The sequence below is a fragment of the Dietzia sp. IBK-p2-16D genome (genome assembly GCF_057773085.1).
In genome coordinates, this window is the sequence record NZ_JBYMTL010000010.1 from 16,056 (window position 1) to 35,679 (window position 19,624).

16 protein-coding genes and 1 tRNA gene are annotated in these 19,624 nt (G+C 71.4%); 7 read left to right on the top strand and 10 right to left on the bottom strand.

The genetic code is table 11. The features are described 5' to 3' along the window. Positions 1 to 8: 8 nt before the first annotated feature. From AC3DE3_RS16760 to AC3DE3_RS16770, 3 genes are read right to left on the bottom strand one after another with little or no spacing between them, the layout of a single operon-like run. A complete protein-coding gene (locus AC3DE3_RS16760) occupies positions 9 to 419 on the bottom strand; it encodes a DoxX family protein (protein WP_396118741.1) in 411 nt (136 codons plus the stop codon). A 30-nt stretch (positions 420 to 449) separates the two neighbouring features. Further along, complete coding sequence (locus AC3DE3_RS16765; protein WP_488370771.1) at positions 450 to 1,460, bottom strand: LLM class flavin-dependent oxidoreductase; 1,011 nt, start codon at positions 1,458 to 1,460, stop codon at positions 450 to 452. A gap of 28 nt (positions 1,461 to 1,488) precedes the next feature. Then, a complete protein-coding gene (locus tag AC3DE3_RS16770; RefSeq protein WP_260486245.1) occupies positions 1,489 to 3,129 on the bottom strand; it encodes an AMP-binding protein in 1,641 nt (546 codons plus the stop codon). A gap of 193 nt (positions 3,130 to 3,322) precedes the next feature. On the opposite strand from AC3DE3_RS16770, the gene AC3DE3_RS16775 reads away from it, so the two are divergent. Then, positions 3,323 to 4,381, top strand: coding sequence for an NAD(P)-dependent alcohol dehydrogenase (locus AC3DE3_RS16775; protein ID WP_488370772.1), 1,059 nt, complete (start codon positions 3,323 to 3,325; stop codon positions 4,379 to 4,381). Between the two features lie 9 nt (positions 4,382 to 4,390). Here AC3DE3_RS16775 and AC3DE3_RS16780 read toward each other — a convergent pair whose 3' ends face one another. Genes AC3DE3_RS16780 through AC3DE3_RS16790 form a run of 3 tightly spaced genes read right to left on the bottom strand, consistent with a single transcriptional unit; the run spans position 4,391 to position 5,905 of the window. Beyond that, positions 4,391 to 4,642 (bottom strand): hypothetical protein, encoded by a 252-nt coding sequence (locus AC3DE3_RS16780; protein WP_488370773.1) that lies wholly within the window; start codon positions 4,640 to 4,642, stop codon positions 4,391 to 4,393. Continuing rightward, a complete protein-coding gene (locus tag AC3DE3_RS16785) occupies positions 4,623 to 5,600 on the bottom strand; it encodes a WXG100 family type VII secretion target (RefSeq protein WP_488370774.1) in 978 nt (325 codons plus the stop codon). The genes AC3DE3_RS16780 and AC3DE3_RS16785 overlap by 20 nt, the downstream gene beginning before the upstream one ends. After that, entirely contained in the window at positions 5,597 to 5,905 is a 309-nt protein-coding gene (locus tag AC3DE3_RS16790; protein WP_260486241.1) for a hypothetical protein, read from the bottom strand. The genes AC3DE3_RS16785 and AC3DE3_RS16790 overlap by 4 nt, the downstream gene beginning before the upstream one ends. A 210-nt stretch (positions 5,906 to 6,115) precedes the next feature. Here AC3DE3_RS16790 and AC3DE3_RS16795 point away from each other — a divergent pair, with 210 nt between their 5' ends. Continuing rightward, positions 6,116 to 6,706 (top strand): HD domain-containing protein, encoded by a 591-nt coding sequence (locus tag AC3DE3_RS16795; RefSeq protein WP_260486240.1) that lies wholly within the window; start codon positions 6,116 to 6,118, stop codon positions 6,704 to 6,706. A 2-nt stretch (positions 6,707 to 6,708) separates the two neighbouring features. After that, complete coding sequence (locus tag AC3DE3_RS16800; protein WP_488370775.1) at positions 6,709 to 7,566, top strand: T3SS (YopN, CesT) and YbjN peptide-binding chaperone 1; 858 nt, start codon at positions 6,709 to 6,711, stop codon at positions 7,564 to 7,566. A gap of 57 nt (positions 7,567 to 7,623) precedes the next feature. On the opposite strand, the gene AC3DE3_RS16805 is transcribed toward AC3DE3_RS16800, so the two are convergent. Beyond that, positions 7,624 to 7,697 (bottom strand) — tRNA-Asp (locus AC3DE3_RS16805). A gap of 60 nt (positions 7,698 to 7,757) precedes the next feature. After that, positions 7,758 to 8,432, bottom strand: a complete 675-nt coding sequence (locus AC3DE3_RS16810) for a hypothetical protein (protein WP_260486238.1) — start codon at positions 8,430 to 8,432, stop codon at positions 7,758 to 7,760. Between the two features lie 136 nt (positions 8,433 to 8,568). Here AC3DE3_RS16810 and AC3DE3_RS16815 point away from each other — a divergent pair, with 136 nt between their 5' ends. After that, positions 8,569 to 11,493: a PD-(D/E)XK nuclease family protein gene (locus AC3DE3_RS16815; protein WP_488370776.1), complete on the top strand. Its 2,925-nt coding sequence runs from the start codon at positions 8,569 to 8,571 to the stop codon at positions 11,491 to 11,493. After that, positions 11,490 to 14,924, top strand: coding sequence for a UvrD-helicase domain-containing protein (locus AC3DE3_RS16820; protein WP_488370777.1), 3,435 nt, complete (start codon positions 11,490 to 11,492; stop codon positions 14,922 to 14,924). The genes AC3DE3_RS16815 and AC3DE3_RS16820 overlap by 4 nt, the downstream gene beginning before the upstream one ends. 37 nt (positions 14,925 to 14,961) lie before the next feature. Here AC3DE3_RS16820 and AC3DE3_RS16825 read toward each other — a convergent pair whose 3' ends face one another. Next, the gene (locus tag AC3DE3_RS16825; protein ID WP_488370778.1) at positions 14,962 to 16,191 is read right to left on the bottom strand and encodes a DNA gyrase subunit A; all 1,230 of its coding nucleotides are present in this window, start codon (positions 16,189 to 16,191) and stop codon (positions 14,962 to 14,964) included. A 252-nt stretch (positions 16,192 to 16,443) separates the two neighbouring features. Here AC3DE3_RS16825 and AC3DE3_RS16830 point away from each other — a divergent pair, with 252 nt between their 5' ends. Continuing rightward, complete coding sequence (locus AC3DE3_RS16830) at positions 16,444 to 16,827, top strand: hypothetical protein (RefSeq protein ID WP_488370779.1); 384 nt, start codon at positions 16,444 to 16,446, stop codon at positions 16,825 to 16,827. A gap of 31 nt (positions 16,828 to 16,858) precedes the next feature. Here the strand turns inward: AC3DE3_RS16830 and AC3DE3_RS16835 are convergent, their stop codons facing one another. After that, on the bottom strand, positions 16,859 to 17,719 hold the full coding sequence (locus tag AC3DE3_RS16835) for a tyrosine-protein phosphatase (protein ID WP_260486233.1): 861 nt from the start codon (positions 17,717 to 17,719) through the stop codon (positions 16,859 to 16,861). A gap of 176 nt (positions 17,720 to 17,895) precedes the next feature. On the opposite strand from AC3DE3_RS16835, the gene AC3DE3_RS16840 reads away from it, so the two are divergent. After that, entirely contained in the window at positions 17,896 to 19,623 is a 1,728-nt protein-coding gene (locus AC3DE3_RS16840) for an AMP-binding protein (protein WP_488370780.1), read from the top strand. The last annotated feature ends 1 nt before the right edge of the window (position 19,624 follow it).

Sequence of the window (19,624 nt, forward strand, 5' to 3'; positions counted from 1 at the left end):
GGTTGGGGTCAGGCGCCGCGGCGGATGCTGTCGGCGGCGAGGATCATCGGCACCTGGAGCGGCAGCCGCCCCCACGCGATCACCTGATACGGCCACACGGGCTTGCGGCGCCACGCGCGGACCATCTGCAGGTTCCCAGGGAAGACACCGATGAACAGCGCGGTCGCGGCCGCACCGCCCAACTTCCGGGTGCCGGGCGCGGCCAGTAGCCCGGCGACCGCCAGTTCCACGACGCCCGAGCCGTAGGTCCACGCGCGCCGACTGCCCGGCAGTTCCGGTGGGATGAGTCCGTCGAACGGCCGGGGCGCCACGAAGTGCAGCGCCCCCATCGTGCCGAGGGCGGCGGGCATCGCCCAGTAGCGGACTGCTCGGCCGGGGGCACCCCTGCGGACGGTTCCTCGAGTGGTCTCGTATCTCATTCGCCCGAGACTACGGGCGCGACGGGCCCCTCACCGGACCTCCGGCAGGACCCGCTCGCCGAGCAACCGCAGTGACTCCCACCCCGCCTCGATCGGGATACCCCCGCACAGCGGGTGGTTGGTGATGAGCCCCAGGTCGCCGTCGCGCACCAGTCGTACCAGCTGGTCGGGGGTCGCCACCACGTAGACGCCCTCGTCGCGGAGCTCGTCGACCGTGCGGGCGTCGGAGTGCACAAAGGAACTCCGGGTGCCGCCGGCGTCGCCCGCGCCGGTCTGCCAGGCGCGGTACCCGAGGGCGTCGGCGAGGAGGTGATGACCGTGCCGCGCCCAGAACTCGTCGGGGTCCTCGGCGCAGAACACCGTCGCGGGGCCGGGAACGGGTTCGACGACGAGGCCGGGCCGGTGCCCGTGGGCGAGGCATTCCGCCCGGTACAGCGCGGTGAGCTCGGGATCGTCGACCTGCGGCTGGAAATGCATGCCGAGACGACCGGCCCGCCGGGCGGCCGCCCCGCCACCACCGAGGAAGATGAGGGGGTGGGGATCGGAGAACGGTCGCGGGGTGGGCGAGGACCGCGGGGAACCGTCCGCCGGGTCGTCGCCGACCGGCTCGCCCCGCCAGGCGGCCAGGATGGTCTCCAGCTGGGCGTCGAGACGGGTGCCCCGGGTTCTCCACTCGCGTGAGTGCAGCGCGTATTCCACCGGGCGGTAACCGAGCCCGAAGGTGAAGCTGACACGGCCCGACGCGAGGTGGTCGAGCACGGAGATGTCCTCCGCGAGGCGGACCGGGTCGTACAGCGGCGCGATCAGGGCCCACACCGTGATGGGGACGCTGCCGGTCACGGCCGCGACCGCCGACGCGGCGATGAGCGGGGACGGCAGGTACCCGTCCTCGGAGGCGTGGTGCTCGGAGAGGTTGACGGCGTCGTGGCCGGTCTCCTCCGCGTACCGGGCCATGTCGAGGGCGGCCCGGTAGCGGTCCCGGCGCTCCTCCGGCCCGGCGCCCGGCGCGCGGAAGTCGAACCGCGTGACGACGTAGACCATCAGCGCCTCCCCGCCTCCGCGGCCCGCGTCACGCGCGGACCACGGCCAGCTCGGTGTACTCGGTGCCCCGCTCGTCGCGCTCCCACCAGGAGTCCCCGGCCGCGTCGGCACCGGCGGCTCCCACGCCCTGCTTGATGAGCTCGCGCTTGAGGATCTTGTTGGTCGCCGTGGTGGGCAGGTCCCCGGCGATGCGGACCCAGCGCGGCCACGCCTTGGGCGACAGGTCCGCCTGCGAGGCGAGGAACTGCTCGAACCCGGCCGGGTCCAGCTCCGAGTCGTGCCGGGGGACGATCGCCGCGGCGAGCTGGTCACCCACCCCGCGCGGATCCGGCAGACCGTAGACGGCGACCCGGGACACGGCCGGGTTGCGCAGGAGGATCTCCTCGACGATGCCGGTGGCCATGTTCTCGCCGTCGACCCGAAGCCAGTCCCCACTGCGCCCGGCCAGATAGACGTAGCCGTCCGCGTCGCGGTAGGCCAGATCGCCCGACCAGTACATCCCGTCCCTCATCCGGTCCGACGTCGACGTGTCGTCGTTGTAGTACCCGGCGAAGAACCCCGCCCCCTCGGTGTTCACGAGTTCACCCACGCACTCGTCGAGGTTGGTGACGGCCCCGTCGTCGTCGAACACCGCGCGGGGACACTCCTGACCGGTCGCGGGGTCGTACACGGCGACCCCCGGGAACGGTTCCCCGATGGACGCGAGAGGCGAGTTCTCGGTCCGCACGATGATCACCGCGAGCTCGGTGGAGCCGTAGGCGTCGCGGACCTCGCACCCGAACCGCTGCGCGAACGCGGGGATGTCCTTGGCCGCCGCCTCGTTGCCGAACGCGGCGCGGAGCGTGGTCTCGGCGTCATCCGGCCGCGGTGGGGTGTCGAGAATGTACGCCAGCGGTTTTCCCACGTAGTTCATATAGGTCACGCCGTAGCGGCGGATGTCGTCTCCGAAGCGTGACGCACTGAACCGGCGGGCCAGCACCATGGTGGCGCCGGCCGCGATCGCCGGGGAGAAGCCGCTCATGATGGCGTTGGAGTGGAACAGCGGCATGGACAGGTACAGCACGTCATCGGAGGTCAGGCCGAAGGACGGGGCGAGGTTCTCCCCGGACATCGTCACGGTGAAGTTGCCGACCCGGACCGCCTTGGGATCGCCCGAGGTACCCGAGGTGAAGATGAGCATGAACGGGTCCATGGCCTCCACCGGCGGGGGGTTCTCGGGCGCAGAGGCCGCGGCCACGAGAGCGGCCCACTCCTCCGAGTCGGTGTCGATCACGCTGACGTCACCCAGGTCCAGCCCGTCGAGCAGGGGACGCAGCTCGCTGTCCGTGAGCAACACCTGACAGTCGGATCTGCGGATGTCGCGTGCGAGGCCCTCTCCGCGACGCGTCGCGTTGAGCCCGACGGTCACGTATCCGCCGAGCGCGCCGGCGGCCAGTGCGTAGAGCATCTCCGGGGTGTTCTCCAACAGGGTCGCCACGTGGCGGGGGCGGGCCGAGTCCGGCTGAGCGTTGTCGAGCCGGGTGCCGTCGAGCACCCCGGTGATCACACCGGCCCGCTGCTGGGCACCCCGGATGTAGTCACGCCAGGTGATCGAGGTGTCCTCGTAGCGGATGGCGACCACATCCGAGTCGGCGTGGCGGAGGAGTTGTTCGCGGACGGTGTCGGCCATGTGGGAATTCCTTCACAGGAGGCGGTGTGATCTGGATCATAGCCACAGCGCTGACACTCGTCAGGCGATCGCGGCCGGGAACCGCCCGAGAGCTCTGCTTTCTGCGCCGGGGGCGCGGGCGCCTCTACTGTGGCGGACACCCGAACTGGACAGTTCGAACCTCGAATCCGACTCGATCACCGGGAGACCACACATGGACGTCGCCGCCGTCGCCGCCACCGCACCGGACGCGCCTCTGGAGAAGACCACGATCCGGCGTCGGGACACCGGCCCGGGCGACGTGCTCATCGAGATCGAGTACGCCGGCATCTGCCACTCCGACATCCACCACGTGCGCGGCGAGTGGGGTCAGACCACCTACCCCGTGGCGCCCGGGCACGAGATCGTCGGCATCGTCCGCGAGGTCGGGTCCGACGTCACCCGGCACGCGGTGGGCGACCGCGTGGGTGTCGGGTGCCTGGTCGGCGCCTGCCACGAGTGCGCCTCGTGCGAGGCCGGTCAGGAACAGGAATGTGAGCGCGGGTCCGTCGCGACCTACGGCTCCCCGCTGCCCGAGAGCCACCCCGAGGGCCCGGTGACGAACGGCGGCTACTCGACCCACATCGTGGTCGAGGAGCCCATGGTGGTGTCCGTCCCGGACGGGCTCGACCCGGCCGCGGCGGCGCCGCTGCTGTGCGCGGGGATCACCATGTTCTCGCCGCTGAAGCAGTGGAACGTCGGCCCGGGCACGCGGGTCGCGGTGATCGGCATGGGCGGGCTCGGGCACGTCGGCGTGAAGCTGGCCGTGGCCATGGGCGCCGAGGTGACGGTCCTGTCGCAGACCACCTCCAAGCGGGACGACTCGCTGCAGTACGGCGCCGTCGAGCACTACGCGACCGCCGGCGACGAGGGCCGGGCCACACTCCGGGACCTCCGCGGCACCTTCGACGTCATCCTCAACACCGTGTCGGCGAGCCTGCCGATGGACCGGTACCTCGCGCTGCTCAAGCCACGGGGGGCGCTGGTCAACATCGGCATCCCGGCCGAGCCCATGTCGGTGCGGGCCGGGTCCGTCGCCGCCGGCCGCAAGATCCTGACCGGCTCCATGATCGGCGGCATCCCCGAGACCCAGGAGATGCTCGACTTCTGCGCCGAGCACGGGGTCACCGCCGAGATCGAGCTCATCTCGGCGGACAAGATCAACGAAGCGTACGACCGCGTCGTGAGCTCGGACGTCCGGTACCGGTTCGTGATCGACGCCAAGACGTTCTAGGGGACGGCGTCAGCGCCAGCCGAGGAACGTCATCCCGAACGCCATCACCGCCCAGGCGATGCCACAGAGGATGACGGTCTCCTTGGTGTATCCGTTGTTCCACGAGCGGGCGAACAGTCGCTTGAACTCGAGCCATCGCCCCGCCCGATAGCCGGTCTCGGGTTCGAGAGCCGGATATTCGTACGGGCCCTCCCGGTTGCCGAGTGGTTCACGTCGTCCGTCATCGTCCCGCGTCGCCATGTCACCCGTCCGAACGTTCATCGAACAGCTCTTCGTGCACTGCGTCGCCGGCTTTCTGACCCAGGTAGGTCCCCACGGCAGCGCCTATCCCCGCTCCGACGAACGTGCCCACCGGCCCGAAAATCGACCCTGCAGCGGCGCCGGCCGCGGCGCCACCGAGCATTCCGCCACCCAGTGCACCAGCGGTCTCCCATACTGCTTCGCCGACCGAGGTCTTTCCCTCGGCGTGGGCCTTCAGGCCGTCGTACACCGTGAGCCCGCCACCGAGCGGCCCGGCGACCCTACCGAGTCCCCGCAACCCCGTCGCCGCGGCTCTCCCGAAGTCGTCCGGGACCGGGTTGAGCGTGTGCCTCCCCCGGGTCCGGGGATCGAGCTCATCGGCGACGTCCGGGTAGCCCCCTGACGCGGCCCCCGTCATCGCGTCCACACCGCGACCCGGCCACGGGTCGTCCGGGCCCGGGATCGGCGACCGGTCGACCTCCGGCGGGATCGCGGCGTGGAGCCGGGCGGCGATCCGGTCGATCTCCCGTCCGTAGTGCTCATCGAGAGAGCGCACGGTGTCGACCGCGGAGCTGATCGCCTCCGCATGTTCCTCGACTGTCGATTGATCGATGTCGCCGCGACCCGACACCGGGCGCACCGACGATTCGCCCACCTGGAGTCCGGCTGCCCCGGCATCGGCGATCCGATCTCGGACCGCCTGCACTGCCGGCCCCAGCGCAGCCTGCGAGCCCCGGAGAGCATCGGCCAGATCCTCGAGTCCGTCAGCCAGCGTGCTGACGTGCGACTTCTCCCGTTCCACGGTGTCGAGGACGGCGTCAGCAGCCTGCCCGTCCCAGCCGTCATCCAACGTCGATGCACCGTCGACCAGGTACCTTCGGATGCCCTCCGCCACCTTGCCCTGCCGCCCGACGTCGCCGGCGGCGCCCGCCAGTGCGGACACGTCCCATCGACGAATGTCGCCGACTGTACGACTCACCGCCGGGCCACCGTTCCGAGGAGAGCCGCGAAGTCCTCATCCTCGGCCTCGAGGAACCGATGCGCCTCGGCCGCGAAGTCGGCCAGGCCACCGAGCCGACCCGCGATTCTCGAGGCGCACACCGCGGCCGCGCCGCACGCCCGGTCCAGCGCCTGCTCGATCGCCGACCCGCCCGGCAGACCTCCGCCCAGCTGCGCCGCGACCTCGGCGAACGTCACCTCTGCGGCCGCCTCCCCACAGTCGCGGAACACCGAGACCGCGCTCGCGATCCTCCCGGCGTCCGCCCTGATCGTCCCGTCGGGCACGAGCCCTCCTCGTCGTCGTTCCGGTCCACTTCCGGGACGCCCCCGTGGCGTCCTCACCATGTACGACGCGCGCCCCACGCCGAACGGTTCCCTCGTGTCGTACCCGTGGTGTGTACTCGTAAGCGTGGAGGGAGGACCGGTCACCACCGGCTCCACCCACGACCCGGCGGCGTCGCCCGGCGCCGGGACCTCTCCCTCGAGGAGTGCACCATGTCGCTCACCTGGACCCCCACCACCGACCGCGCGCTCGCGGTCGCCGCCCGCTGCCACGCCGGTCAGACCCGCAAGGACGACCCGACGCCCTACATCGCCCACCCGGTCGCGGTCGCGATGATCGTGTCGGACTTCACCGACGACGAGGACGTGGCGGTCGCCGCACTCCTCCACGACGTGTTGGAGGACGTGCCGCCGTCGGTGTACTCGGCCGACGACATGACCGCCGAGTTCGGTGAGCGGGTCACCGAACTCGTGCGCGGCGTGTCGGAGGAGAAGACCGCCGGCGAGGAGACCCCGCCGTGGCGGGTGCGCAAGGAGGGTTACCTCGCGCGGCTGGCCGAGGACACCCACGAGTGCCTGCTCATCTCGGCCGCCGACAAGATCCACAACCTGCGCTCGATGGTCACGGCGCACGACCGGCTGGGCGGTGACATGTGGGGCCTCTTCAACGCCGGTCCGGAGGAGAAGTTGTGGTTCTACCGCGCGATAGCCGACGCCGTCGCCGAACGGCTCGGTGACTGCACCGCCTCGCGCGAGCTCCGCCGGGCGGTCGACGACGTGGCCGCCCTCGCGCCGGTGGGATGACCATGCGTGATCAGCGCTCCGGCCCGGGAAGCGCACCGCTGCGCCCGGTCGAGGACCCCTGGGACAGCTTCGAGGCCACACTCGCCGGACATCTGCGCCGACCGGAGACGGCCGGCGCGATGGAGTTCAGCGCCCCGTCCGACTCGTCCGGAGCGCGCGGACGGTGCGTCGTCCAGCTCGCGCCGGACGGCGCCCTCGCCTGGGTGACCGTGCGCCACGCCGGGCACCCCCTCTCGGAGGAGATGGCCGCCCAGGCCTCGCCCACCGCGCCCGTGCCCATCGCGCGCGCGGTGGTCGACGCGTGCCGCGATCGGCTCGGGGTGCCGCACCCCCAACTGCTGACCCTGCGCTGCCAGGGCACCGTCGGGCGGCACACCGGGGCGCTGCGGCTCCTGCGGTCCGACTCGGTGCCCGTCGGCAACGACCCCGCCGACTACCCGAACCCCATCGACGTGGCGGTGGAGGTGGCCGACCACGAGGACGCCCGGGATCGGTTCGAGGTGATCGTCGAGCGGGTCACCGGTGGGTCGTGCGTGGTCGACGATCGGGGGTACATCGTCTTCGACCACGTCGGCCACCCGATCCAGGTGTCGTTCACCGTGGACGATCCCTACGCCCGCATCTGGGCATGGGTCGTGCGGGGCGTCCGCTCCCGGTCCGACGCCGCGCTCGAGGTGGCACGGCTCAACCGGGACGACGATCAGACGTCGTGGATCCTCGACGGTCGGCACGTCCTGCAGCGGACCACCGTCCCGGTCGCCCCTCTGCTCCCCCGGCACGCCCAGGCGGCGCTCGAACACTTCCTGTTCACGTTCTCCACGACCCGGGACTCGATCGCGGCGAGGTTGGGGCCCCGGTAGCGGCACAGACGAAAGCCGGCGCATTCGGTGTGAACCGAATGCGCCGGCTCTCTCCGGCGACCCTGACGGGACTCGAACCCGCGACCTCCGCCGTGACAGGGCGGCGCGCTAACCAACTGCGCCACAGGGCCGTGCTCGTGGCACGGGATAGGAGAGTAGCGGACCCCGCGAGCACGCTCTCGACCACCCCGTCAGTCGGCCCAGAAGGACACCATCGGCTGGCTCGAGATCAGATCGCCGCTCTGGTAGATCCGCATGCCGGACGAGTCGATCGAATAGAGGACGTCGTTGTTGGCCACCATTGCCGAGCCACCGGAGACCGCGGGATCGTCCACCTCCACCCCGGCCCCGCCGGCCGAACCGCGGTAGTAGTACCGGCCGTTGTCCGGGTTGACGCAGATGGAGAACGAGGCCTGGGTGGTGCGGCCGATCATCGTCGCCGGATCCCCGGCGTTGCACCGTGACTGCGCGTTGTCGACCCATCCGGAGGAGTCCGCGCCGGCGGGGTACCCGGCACTACGTGGCGTGCGGGGCAGCGGGGCCTCGCGGGTGACGGTGACGGTCTCGCGCTCCGGCGCGGTGGTGAACGCGGTCTCCGTCACCGGAGGCTGCGAGGTCGCCGCCGGCGAGGACGACGACGAGGAGGACGACGCCGCCTGCCCGGACCCGTCGCCGGCGCCGCCGCCCGGGCGCAGGACCAGGTAGGCGATCGCGCCGAGGAGAGCCAGTGCCAGGACCGCCAGGACGGCGATGACGGCGATCACCGCGCCCGAGCCCCCGCGCTGTGGCTCGGGCCCGTACCCGGGCCCCGGCCATCCCTGCGGTGGCTGTGAGCCCTGCGCCCCGTTGTCCCAGCCATACGACATCGGCGGTGCCCCCTCGCTTCGCGCTTCCCCGGATGGGCCGGTCTGACCGGACGGTAGCAGCAGTATCCGACTCCGTCAGCGGCGATAAGAGACAGTCCACCCCGGGAATGTCGGACCCGTGCGGCACCATGGCGGTGTGACCGCAGCCCAGGTTCGTCCCAACGCCCTCGCCGCCGAGGTGCACCGCCTCCGCGGCACCGACCCCCTCGGCCGCATCACCGTCCTCGTGCCCTCGTTCGGGGCGGCCAGGGACCTCGTCCGGGCGTTGGCGCTCAGCGGCGGGGCGGTCAACGTGGCGGTGCGGACCGCCTCCCAGGTGATCAGCGAGCTCTCGGCTCCCGTGCTCGCTCCGAGAGCCGCGCTCCCGTTCCAGCTCCTGGCCGCAGCCGTCGAGAAGGCGTTGGACACCGACCCGGGGCACCTCGAGACGGTGGCATCCGAGCCCGTCACCGGGCAGGCGGTCGCCCAGGCCTGCCAGCGGCTGGGAACCGTCGAACCGGGGTCCGTCATCGCGGAGACCCGCCTGCACTCGGAGGTCCTCCGGTTGGCCGACGAGGCCCACGCCATGACCGGCGCCGCCTACTACACACCGTTCGAGGCCGTGTCCGTCGCACTGGGGCGTCTGGACGAGCTGGGCCGTATCGTCCTCGCCGCGCCGTTGCGCGGCACGCAGGCCGAGCGCAGGCTCCGGGTCGCACTGGAACAGCGGGGTATCTCCCCCCTACCCGGTACCGGGTCCGACCATCTGGCCTCCGCTGCGGAACCCGGTGCCGAGAACGCGGTCACCGGCACCCACGTGCTCCACGCGTCGGACTCCGATGACGAGGTGAGGGCAGTGGTCCGCTTCGTCCGGTCGCGCCTCGCGGACGGGGTCCCCGGCCACCGGATCGGTGTCTACTACCCGTCGCCGGATCCCTACCTGCGCCTCCTCCACCGGGCGTTCGCCGAAGCCGGGATCGCCGTCCACGGCCCCTCCGACACGGGTCTCGGCCGTTCCGCCGCCGGCCGCACCCTCGTACGGCTGCTGGGCCTGGACGCCGACCGGATGCCCCGCGCCGAGCTCCTCTCGATCGTGGCCGAGGGCGCGATCACGGCGTTCGATGACGCGGGCGCGATCGTCTCCTCCCGGCGGCTGGAGATCCTCACCCGGACGCGATTCCCCGTCATCGGTGGCGGCGACTGGGACCGACTGGCAGAGCAGCTGCGGGCCGAGCCGAACGCCCTCGCCGAGTCCGATCGGGCCGCAGCTGCCGCTCTGCTGCGACTGATCCGGAACCTTCGTACCGGACTCGCCGCCGTCGACGCCGCGCGTACCTGGACGGAGTCCGCGGAGGCCGTCACCGGCCTGGCCGCGTCGCTGTTCCGCCAGGGCCCCGACCGGGCCGCCGTCCTCGCTGTCCTCGGTTCCCTCGGTGATCTGGACACCGTCGCGCCCGCGATCACCCGGGATCGCCTCGTGAGCGCGGTCGCGTCCCGCCTGGACCCGATCCGTGACCGGGTCGGCGAGGAGGGAGCCGGGGTCGCCCTGGGGCCGATCGACGACGCCGTCGGCCGCGACCTGGACACCGTGTGCGTCGTGGGCATGGCGGAGGGCCTGCTCCCCGTCCTGCACAAGCCCGACCCGCTCGTACCCGAGGGCGCGGTCGAGCCCCCGTCCTCCGAGATGCTCGACGAGCGGTACCGGGTTCTCCAGATGGCTCTGGCCGCCGGCGCCGAGCGCCGGATGTGTTCGTTCCCCCGGGGGTCGATGCGAGGAGGCGGCAACCGGATCCCGTCCCGCTGGCTGCTGCCCACCCTGTCCCGACTCGCCACGAAGACCGTTCATGCCACCAGGTGGCAGACGGACGTCGACGGATGCCCGGGTGTCACCGCGGTGCCGTCGTTCGTCGACGGGGTGCTCACCCCTCCGGCCGCCCTCGGTTCGGACCCGGCCACCCTCACCGAACTGCGGATCCGGAAACTCTCCACCAACGGGTGGCTGGCCCGGGCCGACGCCCCCGGGTTGCTCGCCCGCGCCCACGAGATGCGTCAGGACCGTCGGCGGGGGCGTTTCACGCGGTTCACCGGGAACGTCTCGTCTGCTGCCGAACTGCTCACCGTCCTCGACCATCCCCTGTCGCCGACCAGGTTGGAGGACTGGGCCCAGAGCCCCTATCTGTTCTTCCTCTCCACGGTGCTGCGGGTCCGGACCCTCGATGATCCGGCGATGGACATCGATATGGACCTCCGCGACTACGGCATTCTCGTGCACGCGATCCTCCAGCGCTACATCTCCGATCGACTCGAGACCGGGTCCGGACCCGACCGCGACCTGCTGATGAGAGCACTGCGCAGTGAATGCGAGGTCGCGATCGCGACCTCGCCCGGCCTCGTCGCCTCACTGTGGCGCCAGCGGGAGATCCTGCTCGCAGCCGAACTCGACCGGTGGTTCGCCGAGGACGAGGCGGATTTCGAGACCGGGTGGCGCCCGGAAGCGACCGAACTCGAATTCGGGCGTCGGGACGCCGATGGCCCGGTCGTCGAGATCCCGTTCGAGGTGACCACCTCCCGGGGGACGACATCATTGTTCCTCTCCGGGTCCATCGACCGGCTCGATAAGCGGGCGGGCGCACTGCGGGTCACGGACTACAAGACCGGCAAGCCCCCCGGACAGGACGACCGGCCGACAGAGGACGATCCCACCATCTCCGGCACGCGATTCCAGCTACCGCTCTACGCCGCCGCAGCAGAGACGGCCGGCGATCTGCCGGTCCGCGAGGTGCGGTACTGGTACTGCACCGAGCGCGGGGAGTTCGAGCGGATCTCCCTCGGCGTCTCCGTCGAGGTGATGGACAAGGTCCGCGAGGACGTGGGCAATCTGGTGGACGCCCTCCAGCGGGGATGGTTCCCGCTCCGGGGTGGCCGTGGTTCGTCCCGCGACCTGGCGAACCTCATCGGAGGTGCGGAACTCGACCAGGCCTGGACGGAACTGTCCACCCGCGAGCCGCTCGCGTCCCACCCCGCGTTCACCGGCCTCGTCGCCGTCGACCCGACCGAGAACGAATCGGAGACCTCCTCATGAGCCACTTCCCCGACGAGGCCGCCCGTCTCCGCGTGCAGTCGGACACCTCCGCGACCCTGTTCGTGGAGGCCGGCGCCGGCACCGGCAAGACCCACGCGCTGGTCGAGCGCCTCAGCACCCTCCTGCTGAACGACGCCGTGCGCGTCGAACAGATCGCCGCGATCACCTTCACCGAGAAGGCGGCCGCCGAGCTCCGCGACCGCCTCCGCGTGAAGCTGGTCGAAGAGCGCGCGGACGGCGAACACCGCGCCGATGCCGCCCTCGCAGGACTCGACACCGCCGCCATCGGCACGTTGCACTCCTTCGCCCTGCGACTGCTCTCGGAGAATCCCCTCGAGGCGGGGATCCCGCCGAGGGTCACCGTCCAGCAGGACACCGCCGAGGCCGCCGCCGTGGAAGCCATGTGGCAGGAGTGCGCGACCCTCCTGTTCGGGAGCGGCCCGTCCGCCGCCCGGTCGGGCAACCTGGCGCGAGCCGTCGACGACATGCTCGACGCGGGCGTGAGCCCCACCGCCTTCCGCGAGGTCGTCGAGGCCCTGCACCGGGACTGGGACCGCCTGCCCACCGATCCGCTGTACACCGGGGCCGTCGAACTACCCGTCTCCCCTGACCTGGCGAAGGTCATCGACGCCGTCGGGTCGATCGTCGGGTGGCGGGACTCCTGTCAGGACGAGACGGACAAGCTCTACGCCGTCCTCGGCGAGCACGAAGCCTGGCTGGCGAACCTGCAGGACGCTACGACGGACCCGTCCGCGTCACCCTCATGGATGGAGCTGCTGAGGCAGCAGGTCAAAGTCGGCAACGTCGGCAAGGGCGCCAGCTGGGGCGGCGCCGACGTGGTCAAGGGCATCAAGGAGGAGATCAAGCAACTCCACGGTGTCTGCAACGCGCTCCTCGCAGAGCATTGGCGCCCACGCATCGCCGTCGTGCTCGACGTCCTCATCCCGGTGGTTCGCCGGCACGCCGCCGACCGGCAGCGTCACGGCACGCTGCAGTTCCACGACCAGCTCGTCCTGGCGCGCGAACTACTCCGGAACCCGACGGTCCGCGAGCGGGTCCGGGAGCGCTACCGGCGGATCCTCATCGATGAGTTCCAGGACACCGACCCCATCCAGTTGGACATCGCCGAGCTCCTCACCACCGCAGCCGACGGTTCCGGCCCCGAGCCCGGCCGTCTCTTCACCGTCGGGGACCCCAAGCAGTCCATCTACCGGTTCCGCCGCGCGGACATCGGCACCTACCTCCGGGCTCGGGGCAGCAGCGGGTCCGGTGTCGAGGTCGAGCGGTTGAGCACCAATTTCCGGTGTTCGCGCCCCGTCCTGAACTGGGTCAACGACGTGTTCTCCGAGGTGCTCACCCCCTCGGACGGCGTCCAACCCGAGTACCGCGACCTCGAACCCGCACCGACGAGGCCGCGGTACGACCCCGCCCACGGTCCGGCTCCGTTCGTCTTCCGCACCGCGGATGTTCCGGAACACTGCCCACCCGACTCGAAGGAGACCACCGAGCGCCAGTGGACCGAGGCCTCCGATGTGGCGAGGGTCATCGCCACCGCCATCAGGGAGGGCTGGACCCACGAATCGAAGGACGGACAGCAGACCCCGCTACGACTGGGCGACATCGCGATTCTGCTCCCGTCGCGCGGGTCGCTGCGCATGCTCGAGACCTGCCTGGACCACGCCGGGATCGACTACCGCGCCGAAGCGTCCTCGATCGTCTACGGGACACCCGAGATCCGCGACCTCCTCCTGGCCGTGCGCGCCCTGGCCAATACCGCCGACGAAGCCTCCCTCGTGGGTGCGCTGAGGTCTCCCCTGTTCGGCTGCGGTGACGACGACCTCCTACGCTGGCGCGCCGCCGGCGGCACCTGGGCTCCCGGCGCACCGGCACCGTCGGGCCTCGCGACGTCCCCCGTCGCGGAGGCGATGGACTACCTCTCCGCGCTGCCCCGCGACACCCGTCGCCCCGGCGAGCTACTGGAGAAGCTCGTTCACGACCGCATGGTCTTCGAATCGGTCGCCGAATCCCCCCGCAGGCACGACCTGTGGCGACGGATCCGGTTCGTGATCGAGCACGCCTGGCAGTGGGAGGAGTCCGCCGCCGACCCCTCTCGGGCCGACCTGCGCGAGTACGCCGACTGGGCGTTGACACTGACCGCCGAGGACGCGCGCGTCCCCGAGCCCGCCATCCCGGAGATCGGGGTGGACGCCGTCCGCATCACCACCATCCACGCGTCCAAGGGTCTGGAGTACCCGATGGTCATCGTGGCCGGGATGAGTCGGGGCTGGCCGACCAACCAGGGCCGGCTCCTGTGGACCGACGATCAGCCCGCCCTACCCGCGGTCTCCTTCTCCGCTGCGGTCCGCGACCCCGCGTTCACCACCGCAGCCGACCTGGAGAAGCAGCACGCCCGCGCCGAGCGCATCCGCCTGCTCTATGTCGCCACGACCCGCGCGGAGAGCCGCCTCGCCGTCTCCGGCCACGGCTACATCCTCAACAAGAGCGGCAAACCCAAGGCCGACGTCTGGGGTGCCCTCCTCGGATCGGTGGTCGAGGACGCCGATGCTCCCCCTCTGATCGACTACGGCGAGAACCTGCTCGAGCCCGCCCCCGCGCCCGCCGTCGACGTGCCAGAGGAATCGGCGTGGACCGAACGCAGCCGACAGATCTCGGCGAGGTCCGCCGAGCGCGCCGGCTGGTCGGCGACCCGGATCGTGCACCCGGACGCCGCTGCCGGGCCCGTCGGAACCGATGACGACGCCCGCGACGACGAGGCTCGGGAACCGCGCCCGCTTCCCGAACTGCTGGCCTCCGCGCTGCGCGATCGGTTCGGACCCTCCCCGACACGGCCGGAGGAGCTCCCTCCCGCACCGCGGGGCACCCCGCTGGCCTCCGGACCCGACGTCGGCACCGCCGTGCATCACCTCGCCGAGCACACCGACCTCAGTCGACTGCTCGGACCGACCGCTGACCCCGTCTCCGCGATCGCGGATTGGGAACGGTGGGCGGCCGACCAACTGGTGGCCCTCGGGTCGGGAGGCGGGCTTCGCGGGAGCCGCAACCCCGAAGCCGTCGCGGAGATGGTCTCCGTCGCGAGAACTGCCCTGACCTCCGAGCCCGTCCGACGCGCGGCGGCCCGGACCCACTGGGCTGAGCTGCCCGTGGCGGGTCCGCTCAGCACCGCCGATGGGACGACGGTGGCGGTGGACGGGGTCGTCGACCTCGTGATGGAGGAAGCCGACGGCTCGTTGACGATCATCGACTACAAGACCGACGTCGCCGTCACCGTCGGCACCGTCGACGAGTACCTACTCCAGCTGTGCGCCTACGCCGAGCTGCTCGGTGGCTCCGTCGGCAGATCGGTGGGGCGGATCGAGCTGGTCTTCTGCCGCGGGGCCCGCCCGACGGTGGTGGCCCGCGACCTGGGCTGACGGGGCGGCCCGGGGGGCGGGGCGGGTACCGACGAGGTCAGCCCAGGTTGGTCCACACCACGCGGCCGTCCACGACCGCGGCGAGTGCCGAGTCGCACGGTGCACCCACCGTGACGGCCTGGTAGAGCTCGACCAGCAGGTCCACGACCGAGTCCCATATCCGGTGCAGCGGTTGACCCCCACCGTAGGCCCAGACCGAGCCTGCGTCCGGACCGGCGCGATAGGAGACCGCGTAGCCGTACCCGCTGCGCTCGGCCAGCGGCCACAACCGACCCGCCCACGTCGCGTCACCACCCGGCTCGGACCCGAGAGTGCCGCTGCCCATCGCCGCCTCGAACCGCGCGGCCTGCACGGCGAATCCCCGCGCGGCGCTCAGCGGGTCCGCGAACGGGAACAACCCCTCCACCGTCTCGAGACCGGTCCTGCTCAGGTGCCACAACAGGGTGCGGATGCCGGTGGCGTCATCGACGCCGCAACTGTCGAGAAGCGCGCCGGACGAACTGCCCGAAAACCGGGGATCGTCACCCGGCCCGCTGTCTGCCCGGACGGTGTGCGGCGTCACCCGGAGAAGCTCGGCGATCGCGTCGGTCAGCTCCCCGATCTGCTCGTCGAGCACCGCCGAAGTGTCGTCCTGTCGCGCCATCGACCGCCGCCGGGAGCTCGATCGGCCACCGGCGTCGGACGGAGTGTGGGACGCGATGTCGGGATCCCGCGGCTCGGGCACCGATGGGTCCGGGTGAGTCGCGGGCCCGGCAGGTGACCAGGGCGCCTGCATCGCCGAGCTGATGCGCGCGAGAGCGCCGTCGAACTCCTCGCCCCACTCGCTGCCGCCGGTCCAGGCCTCGTCGGCAACCGGGGCCATGTCGGTGGGGAGGCCCGCTGGGGCTACGTCGGCGGGGAGGCCCGCCGGGGGCACGTCGGCGGGGAGGCCCGCCGGGGGCACGTCGTCGCGGATGGCGGGCAGTATCCCGGTGACGTCGGCCAGCAGGTCAACTCGCGCCCGGCGGCTCTCGGCCATGCGCGAGCGCTCCGAGCGGGTGAACGCCATCACCGGCAGGGTGAGCAACAGGGCGGCCTGACGGCCGGTGAAGCCGAAGCCCAGCTTGAGAGCCCGGCGCGCCGCGACCGGGGATTCGGCGTCGCGGATCACCGCCATGACCCCGTCCAGGTCCTCACACGCACGGAGGATCGCCTCCGCCTCGTCCCAGGCCCGCCCGATGTCGTCACCGGGTTCGAACCATCCTCCGACAGCGCGCGCAGCGCCCACGACAACCCCCACTTCTGTCGACGAACCACGCGTCCGCCCCCCGAGATCCCCGGGAATCCTACGCCCGCCCGCGCCCCCGTGGCGGATCCAGGACGGCCCCTCCACTGCGGCCGCCGGAAGGGCGGGAAGGTCGCCGCATGTGACCGATCTCTCCCCGCCCATGCGAGGGCCTGACCAGCGCCGACAGTGCAGAAAGCGAACGCTCAGCTATCACCGAAGTTCACGCCGGAGTCAGTACGTAGGGTCCGAGGTATGCGCACCACCCTGATGCTCGAGGAACGGCGGCCGGACGACACCGGCACGGCGCCCCCGGACGTCGACACCAGCGCTGGCGACAGCAGTGTCGACCTCAGCAGTGTCGATGTCACCAGTGCCACCGTCTTCCCGGCGCCCCTGACGACGATCATCGCCGCCCTCGCGGGCGGGCTACTCGGGACCGCCGCGGTCTACGGGGTCGCCTCCCGGCTGGCCGGTTCCCTCACCGCGGTCGCCGCCATCATCATGGTCTTCGCCGTCACCCTGGCCGGCCCCCGCGTCCACGCCGCGGCCCAAACCGAACTCGGCCGGACGGTCGCGGTCGTGCTCCAGGCGATCGGGTTCGGCGGCGTCGTCGGCGCGCTGGTCATCGCCGCCTGAGTCATCCCCGCCCGGGTCACGCCCGCCCGAGTCATCCCCGCCTGAGTCGGGCCGACAATTCGTCCACGGCAGCGTCGTCCATGCCGGCGCCCTCCACGAGATACCGCCGCGCGTCGCCGAATTCCCTGGCAAGGGCGTCCAGGGAGAGGCGGAGGTTGGCCTCCTCGACACCGATGAGCACCTCGATGGCCTCGAGTTTGTCGGGCATCTCGGCCTGCACGTAGGTGCGGACGGAGGAGACGAAGTCCGCGGACATCTCCCTGGTCAGCAGGTAGTCGGCCACCACGTCCTCCTCGCGCACCCCGGCGAGCAACTGGAGCAGTGCGGAGATCCAGCCGGTGCGGTCCTTCCCGGCCGTGCAGTGCACGATCGCCGGGCCGGACGACACCGCCACCGCGTGGACGGCACGCCCGAACGCCCGGCGCTCGTGGTCACCCACCACGAACCGCTCGTAGGTCGAGGCCATCTCGCGGCGCGCCTCCTCGGCCCCGCCCAGTCCGGACGCGGTGAGGGTCGCGGCGGAGGTGTGACCACCCAGGACGTCGACGGGCACGTACTCGGCCCCGGCGGGGACCACGTCGGGATGCTTGTCGATCTCGGCGCCCGTGCGCAGGTCGACGACGGTGGAGACGCCGAGCCTCTCGAGAACCGCGAGGTCCTCGTCGCCCACGGCGAGGGTCGTGGACCGGTAGACGACCCCGCGGGCCATCGAACCGGACGGACGGAGTGCGTAGCCCGGGCCGGCCACGTCCCGGAAGTTGTGGACGCTGGTGAGTCGGACCTCGCTGACGACGAACCCGTCCCGGTCGAGACCGACCTCGTCGTCGTCGGATCCCCAAACGACACCCGATTCCACGTCCACGTCGACGTTCCCGCCCTGTTCGCCGACCATCCCACGCCCCTGTTCGATCCCCGCGCGCCCACGTGGCGCGCCATCGCCTCGTTCCTACCTGATGCCGGCCGGCCGCGCCCACCGGGTGGGCCCCGGCGACCGTAATGCTGACACCTGTCAAAGTTGCTGGCCGTTTCGCCTGTGCGCCGTGGCCGGGTCGCCTACTCTCCGAATTCATGACCACAGCAGCCTTCAATCCCGGCCACTCCATGCAGCACGCGACCTTCGGCGACATCCTGCTCGAGCGTTCCACCGACGACCATCCGGGGCTGCTGTTCGAGGACTCGGCGTGGACCTGGAGGGAGTTCGTGGCCGAGGCCGCCGTCCGTGCGGAGATCCTGCGCGGCTGGGCGGAGCAGCACTCCGACTCGTACGCGGACCGACCCGACCCCTACCGGCACCTCCACGTGGGCATCCTGCTGGAGAACGTGCCCGAGTACCTGTTCACCCTGTGTGGTGCGGCGCTCGCCGGCGTGACCGTCGTCGGCATCAACCCCACCCGACGCGGCGCCGAGCTCGCCTCCGACATCCGGGGCGTGGACTGCGACGTGATCGTCACCGACTCCGACGGCGCCGCCCTGCTCGCAGGCCTCGACACCGGCGCCGCCGCGCACCTCGACATCGACTCCGAGCAGTGGCGCGGCCTGCTCGACGGTCACGCCGGCGCCGAGCCCCAACTCCACCCCACCGAGGCGCGCGACCCCCACACCCTGCTCGCGCTGCTGTTCACCTCCGGCTCGACCGGCGCGCCCAAGGCCGTCATGTGCTCGACCGGCCGCATGGCGATGATGGGCACCATCAACTACCGGGGTCTCGTCCGCGACGACGTGGCCTACAGCGCGATGCCACTGTTCCACGGCAACGCCCTCTTCGCCGCGTTCGCCCCGTCGGCGTACGTGGGCTGCACCTTCGCCATGCGCCGCAAGTTCTCCGCCTCCGGGTTCCTCCCCGACGTGATGCGGTTCAACGCCAGCTACTTCAACTACGTCGGCCGGTCACTGTCCTACATCCTCGCCCAGCCCGAGGTGCCCGAGGAGAAGCAGACGCGCCTGCGGGTCGTGTTCGGCACCGAGGCCTCCGTCCACGATCGGACCGAGTTCGAGCGTCGTTTCGGCGTGACCCCGCTCGAGTCGTACGGCAGCAGTGAGGGCGGCGTGGTGATCAGCCACACCGAGGACACCCCGCCCGGCGCGCTCGGCGTGGCCGGCGCCTACATGGACGTGGCCATCCTCGACCCCGACGGCGCCGAGTGCCCCGCGGCCGAGTTCACTGCCGACGGTGGGCTGGTCAATGCCGGCGAGGCGATCGGCGAGATCTGCAACCTGACCGGCGCGAAACTGTTTGAGGGCTACTACCGCAACCCGGAGGCCACCGCCGAACGCAACATCGGCGAGGTCTACCACACGGGCGATCTGGGTTATCGCGACGCGGACGGCTTCTTCTACTTCGCCGGCCGCTCCGGTGACCGGATCCGCGTGGACAGCGAGAACTTCTCGGCCGGGCCCGTCGAGCGCATCCTCGACCGGTTCCCCGGCGTGCTCGTGGTGGCCGTCTACCCGGTCCCGGACCCGCGCACCGGCGACCAGGTCATGGCCGCAATCCAACTCGAACCCGGAGTTCGGTTCGACCCGGCCGCGTTCGGTGAGTTCTGCCGCACCCAGCCCGACATGGGGACCAAGTGGGCGCCGCGCTTCGTCCGCGTCATGACCGAGATGCCGGTCACCGCCACCCGCAAGATCTCCAAGCCCAGCCTGCGACGCGAGTCGTGGATCGAGCCCGGCGAGGTCTACCTGCGCGGCGGCGCGGCGGGCGACGACGACGTCTACCGGCCGCTCACCGACGCCGACCGCGAGGCCCTGCTCGCCGAGTACGAGCTCCACGGGCGCCGGCCGGCGGGGGTCTGAG